At 33.5% G+C, this 17164-nt stretch carries 16 protein-coding genes and 1 pseudogene; 15 read left to right on the top strand and 2 right to left on the bottom strand.

Annotated features, from left to right (window positions below):
* Positions 1-103 precede the first annotated feature (103 nt).
* A pseudogene (locus tag LS72_RS06070) lies at positions 104-475 on the bottom strand (1-pyrroline-5-carboxylate dehydrogenase); the annotation flags it as partial.
* A gap of 270 nt (positions 476-745) precedes the next feature.
* On the opposite strand from LS72_RS06070, the gene topA reads away from it, so the two are divergent.
* The 15 genes from topA (at position 746) to LS72_RS06145 (ending at position 15909) form a co-directional block, all read left to right on the top strand.
* The gene (gene topA / locus LS72_RS06075; RefSeq protein ID WP_034554683.1) at positions 746-2932 is read left to right on the top strand and encodes a type I DNA topoisomerase; all 2187 of its coding nucleotides are present in this window, start codon (positions 746-748) and stop codon (positions 2930-2932) included.
* A gap of 9 nt (positions 2933-2941) precedes the next feature.
* Entirely contained in the window at positions 2942-3217 is a 276-nt protein-coding gene (locus LS72_RS06080) for a hypothetical protein (protein WP_052087347.1), read from the top strand.
* A gap of 78 nt (positions 3218-3295) precedes the next feature.
* The gene (locus LS72_RS06085) at positions 3296-4135 is read left to right on the top strand and encodes a biotin synthase (protein WP_034554684.1); all 840 of its coding nucleotides are present in this window, start codon (positions 3296-3298) and stop codon (positions 4133-4135) included.
* A gap of 9 nt (positions 4136-4144) precedes the next feature.
* Entirely contained in the window at positions 4145-5020 is an 876-nt protein-coding gene (locus LS72_RS06090; protein ID WP_238700735.1) for a YihY/virulence factor BrkB family protein, read from the top strand.
* A gap of 46 nt (positions 5021-5066) precedes the next feature.
* Positions 5067-6398: a hemolysin family protein gene (locus LS72_RS06095; RefSeq protein WP_034554686.1), complete on the top strand. Its 1332-nt coding sequence runs from the start codon at positions 5067-5069 to the stop codon at positions 6396-6398.
* Positions 6399-6587, top strand: coding sequence for a hypothetical protein (locus LS72_RS11640; RefSeq protein ID WP_034554688.1), 189 nt, complete (start codon positions 6399-6401; stop codon positions 6585-6587).
* Between the two features lie 9 nt (positions 6588-6596).
* Positions 6597-7091: a 5-(carboxyamino)imidazole ribonucleotide mutase gene (gene purE, locus LS72_RS06105; RefSeq protein WP_034554689.1), complete on the top strand. Its 495-nt coding sequence runs from the start codon at positions 6597-6599 to the stop codon at positions 7089-7091.
* A gap of 8 nt (positions 7092-7099) precedes the next feature.
* Positions 7100-7579 (top strand): DUF3972 domain-containing protein, encoded by a 480-nt coding sequence (locus tag LS72_RS06110; protein WP_138155178.1) that lies wholly within the window; start codon positions 7100-7102, stop codon positions 7577-7579.
* A gap of 82 nt (positions 7580-7661) precedes the next feature.
* Entirely contained in the window at positions 7662-8963 is a 1302-nt protein-coding gene (locus LS72_RS06115; protein WP_138155180.1) for a Na+/H+ antiporter NhaC family protein, read from the top strand.
* Positions 8964-8971: 8 nt separating this feature from the next.
* On the top strand, positions 8972-9913 hold the full coding sequence (locus LS72_RS06120; RefSeq protein ID WP_034555346.1) for a KpsF/GutQ family sugar-phosphate isomerase: 942 nt from the start codon (positions 8972-8974) through the stop codon (positions 9911-9913).
* 3 nt (positions 9914-9916) lie between these two features.
* Complete coding sequence (locus LS72_RS06125; protein ID WP_034553565.1) at positions 9917-11731, top strand: extracellular solute-binding protein; 1815 nt, start codon at positions 9917-9919, stop codon at positions 11729-11731.
* A 3-nt stretch (positions 11732-11734) separates the two neighbouring features.
* Positions 11735-12781, top strand: a complete 1047-nt coding sequence (locus LS72_RS06130; protein WP_034553564.1) for an ABC transporter permease subunit — start codon at positions 11735-11737, stop codon at positions 12779-12781.
* A gap of 11 nt (positions 12782-12792) precedes the next feature.
* The gene (locus LS72_RS06135; protein WP_034553563.1) at positions 12793-13797 is read left to right on the top strand and encodes an ABC transporter permease; all 1005 of its coding nucleotides are present in this window, start codon (positions 12793-12795) and stop codon (positions 13795-13797) included.
* On the top strand, positions 13790-15367 hold the full coding sequence (locus LS72_RS06140) for a dipeptide ABC transporter ATP-binding protein (protein WP_034553562.1): 1578 nt from the start codon (positions 13790-13792) through the stop codon (positions 15365-15367). Before LS72_RS06135 ends, LS72_RS06140 begins: the two co-directional genes overlap by 8 nt.
* Positions 15364-15909, top strand: coding sequence for a thermonuclease family protein (locus LS72_RS06145; RefSeq protein WP_034553560.1), 546 nt, complete (start codon positions 15364-15366; stop codon positions 15907-15909). Before LS72_RS06140 ends, LS72_RS06145 begins: the two co-directional genes overlap by 4 nt.
* On the opposite strand, the gene LS72_RS06150 is transcribed toward LS72_RS06145, so the two are convergent.
* Positions 15893-17161 carry an apolipoprotein N-acyltransferase gene (locus LS72_RS06150; RefSeq protein WP_034553559.1) on the bottom strand — a complete coding sequence of 423 codons (1269 nt, stop codon included), beginning with the start codon at positions 17159-17161 and terminating at the stop codon, positions 15893-15895. The two genes, LS72_RS06145 and LS72_RS06150, sit on opposite strands and share 17 nt — an antisense overlap.
* Positions 17162-17164 lie beyond the last annotated feature (3 nt).

Raw genomic sequence — 17164 nt, forward strand, 5'->3', positions numbered from 1 at the left:
AGCAAGTTTATAAGCTTAATGTTTGCTGATTTTTTCCATTTTAAATCAAACCGCTTCGTTTTTAAATGGAAAAACTTTGATTTAAAATGTCGTTTTATAGCTGTTGTAGTGTTATTGGGTTTGCATCTAAAACCATATTTTTCGTATCTTTTCTAAGTTGTGAGATAAAAAATGGGACGCTAATATTAGGTATAAATTTACCAACATTTAAAAAACTAAAAAGTAAGAATTTTTCAAATGCAGAAAAGAAATCCGCAATACCATATTTTCTTAATGTATATTCTATAAGTTCAAAGGTTGCACTCTTTTCTTTAGAACGAAAAGAACGATCTAGTAGCTCTATAAGCATTACTTTGTTGGTGGGATTATTGAGGAGTTTTTGCATTTTAAGATGAAATTCTTTTTCTTCTTTGGAGAGGTGTTGTTGTATTTTATTTTGTAGCTCTTCAGCAAAGGCTAGAGTTTGTTCTATCATTGCTTTATTTCCTTTTGTATAAATATTTTTTAATCATACTTTAAATTAGAGTTTATTTTGTTAGTGGATGAGGATATTTATAAATATTCTAAAAAGTTATGTATAAAAAGGAAACAAATTATTTACATTTTATACATAAGTATTACAAAATTGTATAGAAAATTATCATTTTGAATTTGGATATATAGTTTATGGGGGCTTGATATTTTTTAGAAAATTTTTGTTATGATTAGCTTCTTAAATAGGAATTTATTTTTAGGAATTATAAGTTTGAAAGATCTAATTATCGTAGAATCTCCTACTAAAGCACGTACTATTAAGAATTTTTTAGGTAATGATTATGAGGTAATTGCTTCTAAGGGGCATATTAGGGATTTGCCTAAGCATAGCTTTGGAATTAAAATTGAAGAGAATAGTTTTATCCCTGAATATACGATTGACCAATCCCATAAAGCCGTGGTGGATAATCTCAAAAAACTAGCTAAAAGTGCTAAGGAGGTTTATATAGCAACTGATGAGGATAGAGAGGGGGAAGCTATTGGTTATCATATCGCCACAGCTATTGGTAAAAATCCCCTTAAGCTTCCTCGCATTGTTTTTCACGAAATTACTAAAAAAGCGATTATGGATTCTTTAAAAAGTCCTCGCTATATTGATATGGATAAAGTCAATGCCCAACAAGCAAGGCGGCTTTTAGATAGAATTGTAGGCTATCGTTTAAGCCCTTTAATTGCTTCTAAGATTCAAAGAGGTTTAAGTGCTGGTAGGGTGCAAAGTAGTGCTTTAAAGATTGTGGTAGATAGAGAAAAAGAAATCTTAAGTTTTAAGCCTATTACTTATTATGTGCTTGAAGTCTTATTTGATAAAGATTTAGAGGCTGAATTAATAGAGTTTAATGGAGAGAAAATCCAAAAACTTAGTTTGCAAGAGGAGAAAAAGGCGTTAGCCATTAAGGAATCTTTGAAAAAATCTCAATTTCTTATTAAAGAGATAGAAAATAAAAAGAGAAAAATAACTCCTCCGCCACCTTTTATGACTTCTACCTTACAGCAAAGTGCTAGTTCTTTTTTAGGATTTTCACCCTCTCGCACTATGCAAAATGCACAAAAGCTCTATGAGGGAGTAATGACCCATAAAGGCTCTATGGGAGTAATTACTTATATGCGAACCGATAGTTTAAATGTCGCAAAAGAAGCTCAAGAGGAAGCTAGAGCAATGATAGCAAAGCTCTATGGCAAAGCATATATCCCACTTAAGCCTAAAGTTTATGCTACAAAATCTAAAAACGCACAAGAGGCTCACGAGGCTATACGACCAACTTTAATGGACTTTACTCCCCAAATTGCTGCACAATATTTAAAGGGTGATGAATTAAAGCTTTATACTTTAATCTATAACCGATTTTTAAGCTCCCAAATGAATGATGCAGAATTTGAAATGCAAAATATTTTCATACAAGGAGGAGAATCGCTCTTAAAACTAAGTGGTAGAAAACTCCTTTTTGATGGATTTTATAAGGTCTTAGGACAGGAGGATAAGGACAAACTTTTACCAAGCTTTAAGGAGGGAGAAACCTTAAAATTACAGAAATGTGAAGTACTAACTAAGCAAACAGAGCCACCTTCAAGGTTTTCAGAGGCAAGCCTTATTAAGACTTTAGAATCTTTAGGGATAGGTCGTCCAAGCACTTATGCACCAACTATTTCTTTATTAACTTCAAGAGAATATATTACTATTGAGAAGAAGCAAATAAAACCCCAAGAAGTTGCTTTTAAGGTTATTGAATTATTGCAAGAGTATTTTGAAGAAATTGTGGATTCTCAATTTACGGCTAATTTAGAAGAAAAGCTTGATGAAATTGCTGAAAATAAACAAGATTGGCAAAAATTATTATGGCAGTTTTATGAACCTTTTATCCAAAAAATTGCTGAGGGAAAAAATACTATTAAAAGCCAAAAAGTTACTATTCCTACAGGAGAAAAATGTCCCTTATGTGGTCAAGAATTAGTAAAGAGGAATGGTAGATTTGGGGAGTTTGTAGGTTGTAGTGGTTACCCTAAATGCAAATATATAAAAAAGGAGGAAAAAGCACAAGAGGATTTTGGGAATTGTGAAAAATGTGGTAAGCCTATGGTAAAAAAATATAGCAGAAATGGAGAGTTTCTAGCTTGCAGTGGATACCCAGAGTGTAAAAATACGCAGTCTCTTCAAAATGAAAAAGTTAATGTTATCTTAGAGGGGGTAAAATGTCCAAAAGATGGGGGAGATATTATAGAGAGAAAGGGCAAGAGGGGTAAATTTTATGGTTGTGGGAATTATCCAAAATGTGATTTTATCTCTACTTATCCCCCTACAAATGTTATTTGCCCTAAGTGTAAGGGATTAATGGCAAGACGCACTTATAGAAAAAAAGAAATCTTAGAGTGTATCTCTTGCAAAGAGCGTCAAGAAATATAAGGAGGTTAAATGGAACAAGAGATTCTAGAAATTTTAGATAAATATCCAAGCTTTTTAGTTACAAAAGAAACTTCTAAAAATCCTTTGCCTTCTATGCAATTTACTTTTTTAAAAAACAATAAACTTTATTTTTGCACCGCTAAAGCTATCTATAAATATAGGCAAAATTTCAATAGTGTAGAATTTGGTATCTATAATAATCAATGGATTAGGATTAAGCGTATTACACATTTTAATGAGGATTTAAGCATTAAAGAAACAATGTTTGAAAAATATTTGTTGTGAAGTTGCAGTCTTTTATTTAGAGAAGGTGAGTAAAAATACAAGATTTAGTGGTAGAGATGAGATTATAAGGGGATAAAGATGAGTGATATTTTTTTATGCACAATTTGTAATGTATCAAGTGGTTCTTGTGCTGAGGATTGTGCTTATTGCACACAAAGTGCTAAATATAATGCAGAAATTGAACGTTATAGGTTTAAGTCTATTGATAAAATAGTCTTAGAGGCAAAAAATGCAGCAGATAATGGTGCTTTAGGCTTTTGCCTTGTAACAAGTGGGAGAGATTTAGATGATAAACGATTAGAATATATTACACAAGCTACAAGAGAGATTCTAAAGCAGGGGTTGCATTTGCACTTAATTGGCTGTAGTGGCATTGCTTCTAAAGAGTCTTTAAAGGCTTTAAAGGAAGCAGGTATTGCGAGTTATAACCATAATTTAGAAGCCAGTAAAAATTTTTTCCCTAAGATTTGTAGCACACATTCTTTTAATGAACGTTATCAAACCTGTGAAAATACCTTAGAAGTGGGTCTTGGATTATGCAGTGGAGGAATTTTTGGAATGGGGGAATCTTGGCAAGATAGAATGGATTTACTCTATGCCCTAAAAACGCTTAATCCTCATAGTGTTCCTATTAATTTCTTTATACCTAATCCCGCATTACCCCTAGAGCAAAAAGTTTTAAATAAAAATGAAGCCTTAGAATGTGTGAAATTAGCTAGAGAATATTTACCTAGTGCAAGATTGATGATTGCAGGAGGCAGAGAGAGCGTGTTTGGAGAAGAGCAAAAAGAGCTTTTTGAATGTGGGATTAATGCAGTAGTGTTGGGGGATTATTTGACAACTAAGGGGAATACCCCTAAAGATGAGGTAAAACGTATTAAAGAATATGGTTATAATATCGCTACAAGTTGTGAGTAAAATTGATCTTTGATTTTTAGAGTTTTAAGAGTGCAAAGTTTAAGAATGATAGCAAGGAGAATATCAAAGCGATTATATCTACCTGTTGCTTACTTATATGTATTTTTAAAAGGGGACTTGCTTTATTTTGCGGCAAGTCTTAGTTTTTATACGATTTTTGCTATTTTACCTATGTTATTAATTGTTTTTTCGGTAATGACAATTTTACCGGATTTTAAAGAATATTTAGAGGGCTTTAAAGGCTTTATTGTCGAGAACTTTATCCCAACTTATTCAGATGTCTTTTTAAGTTATTTAGATAATTTTTTGCATAGTTCTACAAAACTTGGTGGTATCGGTTTAATTTATGCTTTTACTACCTCTATTTTGTTTTTTAGAAATTATCAATTTATTACACAAAAGATTTTTTGCTCCCAAAGTAGAGGGTTTTGGGACTCTTTATCACTTTATTGGACTTCTATGACTCTTATCCCCTTAGGTATTTTGTTTTCTGTTTATTTTAGTGCAAAGATTTATGCTTATTTAGGAAGTTTAGGCTATAGTGATTTTTTATCTTGGGCTTTGCGAGTTATTCCTTATTTAGTTACTTGGTTTGTCTTTTTTGTGCTTTTTAAGCTTTCTGCAAATACAGCAATTAGCACAAAAAATATTCTTATTAGCTCTTTAATTACTGCTTTATTTTGGTCTATTAGTAAATGGGCTTTTGTTTATTATGTTTTTTATAACAAAGCTTATTTAACACTTTATGGATCTTTTAGTATTGTATTACTGCTTTTTATTTGGATTTATCTTTCATGGGCAATTTTGCTTTTTGGAATGGGGCTTAGTAAGGTTATGAATGAAACTATTGAGGGCTTAGAGGAATTTAAGAAAAAACAAGCTTAATATGTTAGAATTAATGATATTTTTGCTAAATTAAAAGGAGGAATTTTTGGAAGTTCAGTCGATTCTGCTGTCTATCTTCGCTTTTTTTCTTGTAATATTAAATGGTTTTTTCGTTCTTTCTGAATTTGCAATTGTTAAAATTCGTCGCTCCCGATTAGAAGAGCTTGTTAAAAGGGAGGTTTTGGGTGCCAAATTAGCACTTAAAATTACAGGTAAGCTTGATTCTTATCTTTCTGCTACACAGCTTGGAATTACACTTTCTTCTTTGGGGCTTGGCTGGATTGGGGAGCCAGCTATTGCAAGGTTGTTAGAAATACCTTTTAAATATTTTGTAGGGGATAATCCTGTTTTGCTTCATACGATAAGTTTTGTGATAGCCTTTAGCTTTATTACACTTTTGCATGTTGTAATAGGAGAGCTTATTCCTAAATCTATTGCGATTGCTAAAGCGGAGAAATGTGTATTGTTGGTTGCTAGACCTTTGCATTTATTTTGGCTTTTCTTTTATCCATTGATAAAAGTTTTTGATTTTCTTGCGGTTTTTGTTCTTCATAAAATGGATATAAAACCAGCTAGTGAAGGGGAAGAAAGCGCACATTCAGAGGAAGAATTAAAAATTATTGTAGGGGAGAGTTTAAAGGGGGGGTATTTAGATTCTATTGAAAATGAGATTATTCAAAATGCAGTGAGCTTTTCTGATACAATGGCTAAAGAGATTATGACTCCTAGAAAAGATATGATTTGTTTGTATGATGATAATACTTATGAGGAGAATATGAAGATTGTTACAACTACTAAGCATACGCGTTATCCCTATTGCAAAGATGGAAAGGACAATATTATTGGGATGGTGCATTTAAGGGATTTGTTAGAGACTATGCTCTCTTGCGACCCTCCAAAGGAATTAGAAAGTCTTGTTAGGGAGATGATTATTGTTCCAGAGAGTGCTTCTATTTCTAATATCCTTTTGCAGATGAATCGTCGTCAAAGCCATACTGCTTTGGTGGTTGATGAATATGGTGGAACTGCAGGGCTTTTGACAATGGAGGATATTTTAGAGGAAGTTATTGGCGATATTACCGATGAACACGATAAGAAAAGTGAGGATTATCATAAGATTGATGAGGATATTTACTCCTTTGATGGAATGCTAGATTTAGAACGCGTTGCCGATGTGCTTGGGATTACTTTTGAGGAGGATACAGAGCAAGTTACTATTGGGGGATATGTTTTTAATCTTTTAGGGAGAATGCCAGTAGTCGGTGATATTATTGGTGATGAATATTGTAGCTATGAAGTTTTAGCTACACAAGGGGCAAGAATTGTTCGTATTAAAGCTATTAAAAAGCCTTTTGAATTAGAGAGTGAAGAGAAGTAAATGTTTGAAATCTTTTTAGTTGCTTTACAAATCTTATTTATTGCCTTAAAGCTTATAGGAAAGATTAATTGGTCTTGGTTTTTGGTTTTAATACCCTTGATTATTTATTTGGTTTTTTATTTATTTTTATTTACATTAATGGGAGGATTTTTAATTGGTCTTGGGATTTCATTATCATCAATTATGTAAGGAGAATCTATGGATTTTGTAGCCATTGTAATGGGAAGCAAGAGTGATTATAAAGTTATGGATGAATGTGTGGAGATTTTAAAGAAATTTGATGTTTCTTATGAGGTTGTAATTGCCTCTGCTCATAGAAGCCCAAATCGGACAAAAGAATATGTTAAACAAGCTGAAGAGAAAGGCGCTAAAGTGTTTATAGCAGCAGCTGGAATGGCGGCACATTTAGCAGGGGCTGTATCGGCTATGACAACTAAGCCTGTGATTGGAGTGCCTTTAAAAGGTGGTGCTTTAGATGGATTGGATTCTTTGCTTTCAACCGTTCAAATGCCCTCTGGTGTGCCTGTTGCAACGGTGGCATTAGGGAAAGCTGGAGCGATTAATAGTGCTTATCTTGCTATGCAGATTCTGGCTTTAAGTAATGCTGAATTAGAGGGAAAGCTTAAAGAAGATAGAGTAATGAAAGCTAAAAATGTTGAGCTTGATTCTGCAGATATTGAAGTGATATTATAGGGAGATTTATGGTAACTTGGATTAAAATTGATGAATTTGTAGAGGTTTCCCATTTGAGTAAAGAGAAAGTTTTAGAGATGGTTGCTAAGGGTGAATTAAAAAGTCGGCAAGAAAATGGCGAATTTTTCATTGATGCTAATGCTAAAGCATTGGTGAATACTTCTAATCAAGCTGTGATGGTTGAGCAAAATGAGAATATTGATGGAGATTTTGTGCAAAAGACTATTGGAACGATTTTAAGTTTGCACGAGAAGGTTGTAAGTTCTAAAGAAGAAACAATCTCTAGTGTAAAGAGTGAGAATCAATTCTTAAAAGACGCACTTTTTAATACTCAAGAGGTTTATGAGGATGATAAAAAAACCATTGCGATTTTAAGGGAGCAGTTAAAAGCAGCACAAGATGAAATTGAGTTTTTAAAACGTAAATATAAAATGATGTGGGGCAAAGTTATACAAACCCAAGCACAAGATTCTAAAACAGAGGAATAATCTATTGATTGCATAGAGCTAAAATAAGGTATTTTTACTTCTTTCATCCAATCAAATCTTATAAATTCTTTTAAGGGGATAAATGTTAGGTAATGCGGTGGTTATTTCAATTTTATTAATGAGTCTTTTATGTTTATTGCGTTTAAATGTGCTTTTAGCGATTTTGCTCTCAGCCCTTAGTGCGGGATTTATTTCCGGATTAGGTTTGCAAAAAAGTATTAATTTATTAATTGAAGGAATGGCGGGGAATTTAGAAAAGGCTTTAAGTTATATTCTCTTAGGTGCTATTGCTAGTGCAATTGCAAAGAGCAATCTTACAATAATTTTAATTTACTATATTGCTAATTTTATTCAAAATAGACGTTTAGTGTTTTGCCTATCCATTGCCTTTTTTGCTTGTTTTTCACAAAATTTACTCCCTGTGCATATTGCCTTTATCCCTCTTTTAATTCCTCCACTTTTGCCTTTAATGAATCGTTTAAAAATTGATAGGAGAGCGGTAGCTTGTGCTTTAACTTTTGGTTTGAAAGCTCCTTATGTAAGCTTAAGTGTTGGGTTTGGTTTGATTTTTCATACCATTTTGAGGGATCAGTTAATACAAAATGGTATTGAGGTAAGCTTAAGTGATGTTAGCAGTGTAATGTGGATAGGCGGGTTTAGTATGCTTATTGGGTTATTACTAGCAATTTTTGTTTTTTATAGAAAACCAAGGGAATATCAAGAGACTTTTTTAAAGGAGAGTGTTTTAGGGGTGTTAGAAAATCCAAAAATGCAGATTCGTGATGTTGGTGTTTTATTAGGTGCGATAATAACTTTTGTCGTTCAAGTTTTTACAAATTCTTTACCTTTAGGTGGTATATCAGGCTTGTTTGTGATGATGGTGTTAGGTGCAATTAAATGGAATGAGATTGATGAGGTTATGGAAAATGGCTTTAAAATGATGGCTTTTATTGCTTTTGTTATGCTTGTAGCAGCGGGTTATGCTAATGTCTTAAAAGCAACAGGAGATATTCAATCTTTAGTAGATTTTGCCGCTTCCCTCTCTGGCGGTAAATTAGGTGGGGCTTTGATAATGCTTGGCATTGGGCTATTAATTACTATGGGGATTGGAACTTCTTTTGGAACGATTCCTATTATTGCTGCTATTTATTGTCCCTTAGCCTTAGAGCTTGGTTTTAGTGTTAGTGGAATTATTTTGTTAGTTGGAATAGCTGGAGCATTAGGTGATGCAGGAAGTCCAGCCTCAGATAGCACTTTAGGTCCTACTTCAGGATTAAATGCAGATAAGCAGCATAATCACATTTGGGATACTTGTGTGCCGACATTTTTAATGTATAATATCCCACTTATCATTGGTGGTGTTATTGGTGCTATGTTGTTATAGGAGATAGAATGCAAGATTTCACAGAAATTGCAAAAGAAGTTTTTAATATTGAAGCAAATTCTATTTTATATTTAAAAGAGCATTTAGATGAAAATTTTAATCAAATCATTGATTGTATTTTGAATCTTAAAGGGCGTTTGGTGATTACTGGAGTGGGGAAATCAGGGCATATTGGTGCAAAAATTGCTGCGACTTTAGCTAGCACAGGAACACCTAGTTTTTTTATCCACCCAACAGAGGCATTACACGGGGATTTAGGAATGCTAAGACAAGAAGATGCTTTACTTGCTATTTCAAACTCGGGGGAGAGTGAAGAGATATTGCGTCTTATCCCAGTTATTCAAAGGAGGGGGATTTTATTGATTGCTATGAGTGGGGATAAGCAATCAACCCTAGCAAGAAAAGGGGATTATTTTTTAAATATTTTTACACAACAAGAAGCTTGTCCTTTGCAACTTGCCCCTACTTCTTCTACAACTGCGACTTTAGCTATGGGAGATGCTATTGCTATAGCTTTAATGAGGGCTAGAAATTTCAAGCCTGAAGATTTTGCGCTTTTTCATCCCGGTGGTAGTTTAGGAAGGAAGTTGCTTACAAAAGTCAAAGATGTAATGGTGGATAAGAATTTACCTATTGTTTCTCCTAAGACGAATTTTAAAGATTTAATTATTGAAATGACAAGCAAAAAGCTTGGCGTATGTTTGGTGCTAGATAGTCATAAACTAGTAGGGATTATTACCGATGGAGATTTAAGGAGGGCTATGACAGAGGGAGGGTTTAATGCTCTAGCTAGTGAGATTATGAGTGTTAATCCCAAAGTTATTGAAAGTGAAATGATGGCAATAGAGGCTGAAAAATTTATGGTGGCACATAAAATTAAAGAATTAGTGGTAATGCAAGAGGGTAGAGTTTGTGGGATTGTCCAGCTTTATGATATAGGAAGAATTTAAAGAATGCGTTGGAAAATATTTTTCATCTTTTTATTAAGCTTTAAAGTTTTGGTGTTAGCTGATACTTATAGTAGTAATGCTTTTGCGATTAATGGGGAAGTGAAATATAAGGATTTGCAATATTTTGATTATGTTAATCCAAAGGCTAAAAAGGGTGGGCATATCAAGGAATATGCTATTGGCACTTATGATAGTTTTTATGATTTTTTATTCAAAGGCACTCCCGCTAAAGGCTTAAATAAACTTTATGATACCTTAATGGTTCGCTCCCTTGATGAGCCAAGTAGTCAATATGGGCTTATAGCACAGAGGATTGAGCGGGCAGAGGATAATAGTTTTGTAATTTTTCATCTGAATAAAAATGCCTATTTTCACGATGGAGTAGAAGTTAGTGCTTTTGATGTAGAGTTTAGCTTTTATACTATTGCAAGGGGTGATAATCCTGTAATGAATCAATATTATGCGGATGTTAAATCCCTGCAAGTGTTAGATAAATATACGATTAGATTTGATTTTAGTAATACGCAAAATAGAGAAATAGCCCTTATTTTAGGAGATTTACCTGTTTTACCAAAGCATTATTATACAGAGGATATTGCTAAGAATCCTCTGAAGATTCCTCTAGGTAGTGGTCCTTACCAAATAGAGAACTTTGTAGCAGGTCGTAGCATTACTTATAAACGCGTAGAGAATTATTGGGCGAAAAATCATCCTACCCGTATTGGGTATTTTAATTTTGACAAAATTACTTATGATTATTATAAAGATGATTTAGTAGCCCTAGAGGCATTTAAGGCTGGGAGATATGACTACCGCTTAGAAAGCTCTGCTAAAAATTGGGCTAATGGCTATGAGGGAGTGGCATTAAAAAATAAAAATATTATCCAAGAGGAAATATCGCATTCTTTACCTAGTGGTATGCAAGGATTTTTCTTTAATCTGAGAAAGCCGATTTTTCAAGATATTTTAGTAAGGGAGGCTCTTAATCTTGCCTTTGATTTTGAATGGAGTAATAAAAATATCTTTTTTAACCAATATATGCGAACTAAAAGTTATTTTGATAATTCTGCCTTTGGGAGTGCTGGGATACCCATAAATGAAGAGTTGCAAATACTTATGGAGTATAAAAATCAATTGCCCCCTAAGCTCTTTACTCATCCCTTTGTTTTGCCTACTACCGATGGAATGGGGGAGAATAGGGAGAATCTAAAAAAAGCTCAAAGTCTGTTAAGGGAAGCGGGATTGTCTTATAAAAATGGAAAGCTTTATACTAAAGAGAATAAACCCTTTGTCTTTGAACTTTTATTAGTATCTCCTGCAATGGAGAGAGTGGCTATTCCTTTTGCTAAAAATTTACAAAAAATCGGTATTGATATGAAGATTAGAATCGTAGATATTAGTCAATACCTTAATCGTTTAAGGGAATTTGATTTTGATATGATTGTAGCTGTTTTTCCACAGAGTTTATCTCCGGGTAATGAACAAAGTTTTTTTTGGGGTTCTAAAGCGGCTAAGGAAAAGGGAAGTTATAATTATGCGGGGATAGAAAATGTGGTGGTGGATGCTTTAATCCAAAAAATCATTAATGTTAAGAATTATCAAGAGTTACTGCTTTATGTGAGGGCGTTAGATAGGGTATTGCTATGGAATTATTATACCATTCCGCATTTTCATACCAAAAATTTTCGCGTAGCTTATTGGAAGTTTTTAGAGCATCCTTCTATTACACCTCTTTATGATGTGGGTTTTGAAACTTGGTGGGTTGATGAGGAGAAATTACAAAAATTGCAGAGAGAATACCCAAGTTTTAGGCGATAGAGAATGTGGATTTATATTTTTAAACGTTTATGCTTAATAATTCCTGCTTTGCTAGGCATTATGACGTTAAATTTTTTTATCGTTCAAATGGCACCTGGGGGTCCTGTAGAACAAATGCTCTCTAAAATAGAACATAATGTTTTGCAGGGTGAAACTTCAATGGGAGGATTTAGCTATAAAAAAGAGGGCATAGATATAGAAATGCTTGCTAAAATTAATGCACTTTATGGTTTTGATAAAACTTTGGGGGAGCGGTATTGGTTAATGCTGAAAAAATATCTCTTATTTGATTTTGGGGAGAGTTTTTATAAAAACAATTCTGTTGTAGAGCTGATTTTACAAAAAATCCCTGTTTCCCTCTCTCTTGGCTTTTGGAGTTCTTTATTAATTTATCTTATTGCAATTCCTTTAGGGATTAAAAAGGCTGTGAATAATGGAATGCCTTTTGATAATATCACAAGCATTATCATTATTATTGGTAATGCCATTCCTACCTTTTTGTTTGCTTTGTTGTTGATTATTTTATTTGCAGGGGGGAGTTATTGGAGTTTCTTTCCCTTAAGGGGTATTGTGGGGGATGATTTTGCAAATTTAAGCCTATTAGAGAAAATAAAAGATTATTTTTGGCATATTACCTTACCTGTACTATCCTTAAGCATAGGAGGATTCGCAACTCTAAGCCTATTAAGCAAAAATTCCTTTTTAGAGGAGATTCATAAGCAATATGTAAGATTGGCACTCTCTAAGGGCTTAAGTCAATCGCAAGTCTTATATAGGCATATTTTTAGGAATGCAATGCTATTGGTAATTTCCTCCATTCCCTCTACTTTGCTTGGCATATTCCTAACAGGTTCTTTGTTAATAGAGATTATCTTTTCTTTAGATGGGCTTGGATTATTAGGGTATGAGTCGATTATTACAAGAGATTATCCTGTAATTTTTGGGAGTTTATATATCTTTACTTTATTGGGTTTGGTGGTTGTGTTGTTGAATGATTTGCTCTATCGAGTAATTGACCCTAGAATTCATTTTGATAAAATGGGTGAGTGAGAAAAAGAGCTATGTTGGTAAGAAGATTTCAAGTTTTTAGACGCAATAAAAGAGCTTATATTTCTTTATGGGTTTTTGGAATCTTATGTATTCTCTCCTTTGGGGCGGATTTTATCGCTAATGATAAGCCACTTTTTGTTTATTATAAAGGAGAGGGTTATTTTCCTATTTTTAAAGTTTATCCAGAAACAACCTTTGGCGGAGATTTTTTGAGTGAGGCAAATTATGGGGATTCTTATTTGCAAGATTTGATTAAGCAAGAGGGCTTTATGATAATGCCTTTAATACCTTATAGTTATGATAGTGTGATTTACTCTCTTAGCTCTCCTCCACCAACTCCCCCTAATTCTAAGAATTACTTAGGCACTGATGATTTAGGCAGGGATGTTGTTGCACGGTTGCTTTATGGGTTGAAAACTTCAATTTTATTTGGTTTAATTTTAACTGCTTTAAGCTCCATTATTGGTTTTATTGTAGGGGCTATTAGTGGGTATTATGGTGGAAAAATTGATTTATTGGGGCAAAGATTTATAGAAATATGGAGTGGAATGCCTATTTTGTTTATTTTAATTATCCTCTCAAGTTTATTAGAGCCCAATTTTTGGACAATTCTTTGTGTAGTTTTGTTTTTTTCTTGGATTACTTTAGTGCCTTTTGTGAGGGCTGAATTTTTAAAAGCAAGGAATCTTGAATATGTCAAAGCAGCTAAAGTGTTAGGGGCAAAGGATTTTCGCATTATCTTTTTGCATATTATGCCAAATGCACTTGTGGCTGTTGTTACCTTTATTCCTTTTATTTTGAGTGGGAGTATTGTTACGCTTGCCTCTCTTGACTTTTTGGGGCTTGGATTGCCACCTCCTAGTGCAAGTTTGGGAGAGATTTTATCACAAGGTAAAAATAATCTTAACTCCCCTTGGCTTGGGTTGAGTGGTTTTTTTGTTTTGAGTGTTTTGCTGTGTTTATTGGTATTTATTGGTGAGGGATTGAGGGATAGTCTAAAGGAAAATAATGGATAAGATTTTGGAGATTCAAAATTTATCGTTAAATTTCAAAGGATTTGCACTTAAAAATATTGTTTTATCTATCTCTAAAGGAGAAATTTTAGGCTTAGTTGGGCAATCTGGAAGCGGTAAATCTTTATTGAGTAATATTATATTAGGCTTTATTAGGGATTATCAACTACTAAGTGGGAATATAGAGTTTTTAGGGGAAAATCTCTTGCTTAAAAATCAAAAGGCTATGTGCTTTTTGCGAGGAGCTAAGATAGGTTATATTTTTCAAGAACCCCTTAGTGCTTTAAACCCTCTCCATAAAATCAAAAAACAAATTTTAGAAGCTCTAAAGATACATAATCTTTATTCTAAAGATACACTACAAACTAGGCTTTATGAGCTTTTAGATATGGTAAAACTTGATAAATCTCATCTTCAAAGATATCCTTATGAGTTAAGTGGAGGGCAGAGACAAAGAGTTTGTATCGCTATTGCTTTAGCAAATAATCCGCAACTTCTAATTGCTGATGAGCCAACAACAGCATTGGATTCTAAAATACAAGGACAAATTATTGGTCTCTTACAAGATTTGCAAAAGCAGCTGCATTTAAGTATTTTATTTATTAGCCATAATTTAGGCATTATTTCACAAATTTCGCAAAATATTGCGGTTATGAAAGAAGGGGAGATTGTAGAATATGGGGTAAATCAAGAGGTTTTTAACACTCCAAAACATCCTTATACTAAGACGCTTCTTAAATCTTTGGGGATTAGTTATAGAGAAGTTAAAAATTGTGGCAAAGAGATTTTAAGGGTTGAGGATTTAAAGCTATGTTATGTGTTAAAAAGAAACTTTTTGGGTAAAACTTTGCAAGAATTAGAAGCTCTAAAGTCGCTAAATTTTACTTTAAGAGAGGGAGAGAGTTTAGGGATTATAGGGGAATCTGGAAGTGGAAAAAGTTCTTTAGCTAATGCTTTAGTGCGTCTATTGCAACCAAGTGGGAAAATTATGTTTTTACAAGAAGATTTTTTAAACCTTAAAGGTGAGGCATTACAGGCAAAAAGAAAGGCTTTGCAGATGATTTTTCAAGATCCTTTTGGGGCATTAAATCCTAAGATGAATCTTTATGAAATTATCAAAGAGGGTTTAGAAATTCACCATTTTAAAGGAGATATTGCTAAAGAAGTTTGTCAAGCTCTTTATGATGTGGGATTGGATGAGAGTTTTTTACAACGTTATCCTTATGAATTAAGTGGGGGGCAGAGGCAGAGAGTGTGTATTGCTAGAAGCTTAGTATTAAAGCCAAAAATACTTATTTTGGATGAAGCTACTAGTGCATTAGATCAAAATACACAAAAGCAGGTGCTAGATTTATTTTTAGCCCTTGGGCAAAAGTATGCTTTAAGTTATCTATGTATTAGCCATGATTTAGCGGTTGTGGCAAATTTATGTGAGAGGGTGTTGGTTTTACAAAAAGGGGAAATTATAGAATCAGGGGCAACCCAAGAAGTATTTTCTAACCCTAAAACAACTTATGTTAAAGAATTGTTAGAGTGTGCGAGATTTAATGCAAGACTTGATGAGGGTTTATGAGAGTTTGTATTATAGGTTTTATGCTTCTATGGATTTGTGTTAATAATCTCTATGGGGTGATAGTGCCTGTTAGTTTGCAGGTTTTATTAAAATCTATCTATGCCCCCGCTTTATTTAGTGTTTATAATAGAGACTATGGAATGCTTTATTGTGAGCTTTATGGAGTGGCAAGTGTGGCAAAAGCATTTAAGGGTGAAAAATGTGAAGTGAGTGCAGAGAGTGCAAGAAAAATGAGGCATTTTGCTATGACTTATACAAGGAATAAAATATTTTTAGAGCAGCAATATAGGATTGGTTATAGCAATGGTTGGTGTTTTTTACAAAATGGAGCGAATTTATTTAATTATGAGATTGTGAGGGATGGTTATGCGATTGTGCAACATTTTGATACCATTGCAGAAAATGTTTTAAAAGATTTAGAGGTTTTACAATCTCAAGCAAAGGCTCAAAAAAGAGGTCTTTGGAGGGAATGGGGAGAGGAGATGAGTTGCCTTAAAGTTACACTTATGGAGAGGGCGAAAGAGGTTATGGAAAAAGAATAAAAGAGGGTGAAGCGTTGCTAGAATGATAGATGGTTGTCCCATAGTTTTTTGCAAAATAAAGCATAAGAATCTTTTGCAGGGTTGGTTCAATGCTTGGGGCAAACCACGCATTATTACTAATGGCTATAAGAAACTTAGGAGAGGATTGGTAGTATTCCTCTCTTGTCGCTTCATAACAGATGGCAATTTGGAAATCTTGCTTATGAATCCTTGTAGAATTAGGTGTTGTATTGGGATTTTTTGCAAAATTACTCCCGCCTTTAAAAATGAGTTCATTAATAAAATTCGCAAGTGATGAGGGGAGAGGAATGCTCTCACCAAAGGGGACAAGAATGATTTTATGTAGAACTTGCATTTCCCCCTTTTCAAATACATAGGCGCTATTATAAGTTTCTGCATCTTGATAAAATCCATCTTGATAAATTCCGCCGGTTACAATGGTGATTTTATGACTTTTTTCTTGGAGCGTTTGTAAGAGTTTGGGTTGATGATTAAGCACAAGGGTAAAGGCGGTTTCTGGGAGGATAATTACATCATAACTTTCTTTTATGGCAAGGTTGATAGCTTCAAGATTAGAATCTAAAATTTCTTGTAAATTGTTGCTATCCCAACGAAGGTTTTGGGGGATATTAGTTTGTAGAGTTTTGATTTTTAGTGGAGATGGTGTAGTGTGTATAGAGGATTGTTGGGTGAATATGTAAATACAAATTAAGCTCATTGGTAGCCATAATAGCGAAATTTTATAAAATCTTTTAAGATAAAGCATTGAAAAAATCATTAGGCTAAGAAGTAATAAAACAAGTGTCCATTTAGAAGGGGTAAAATAACTAGTTGTGAATATAGCCTCTGGGATAAACCAATTAAACCCAAAGGGGTGAATAAAGCTTCCACACAGAAGGGTTAAGAGTTTATATACATAATGATTAAAAGCACAAAAAAATAAAAATAAGATTCCATAAACAAGGATTAAGACAATCCACATAAGGGGCATAAGATAAGCAATATCATAATATCTAAAGCTAAGGGCTATCCAATAAAACCAAAGAATCCCTATTAAACCTCCACATACTAATCCACCAAAAGCAGAAAGTTGTAAATAAAGGAATAATCCTACAATAGCAAAGAGTGTAGAGATAATGGGGGAGTTTAGGGAGAAATGCTCTAAATAAATAAAAGCACTCAAAGAAATAGCACATAAAATTCCTATTAACGATTGGTGTAGCCTTTTTTGGGCTATAAGTGTAGCATTCATTTT

It is taken from the genome of Helicobacter apodemus (genome assembly GCF_000765745.2).
Classification (GTDB): domain Bacteria; phylum Campylobacterota; class Campylobacteria; order Campylobacterales; family Helicobacteraceae; genus Helicobacter_D; species Helicobacter_D apodemus.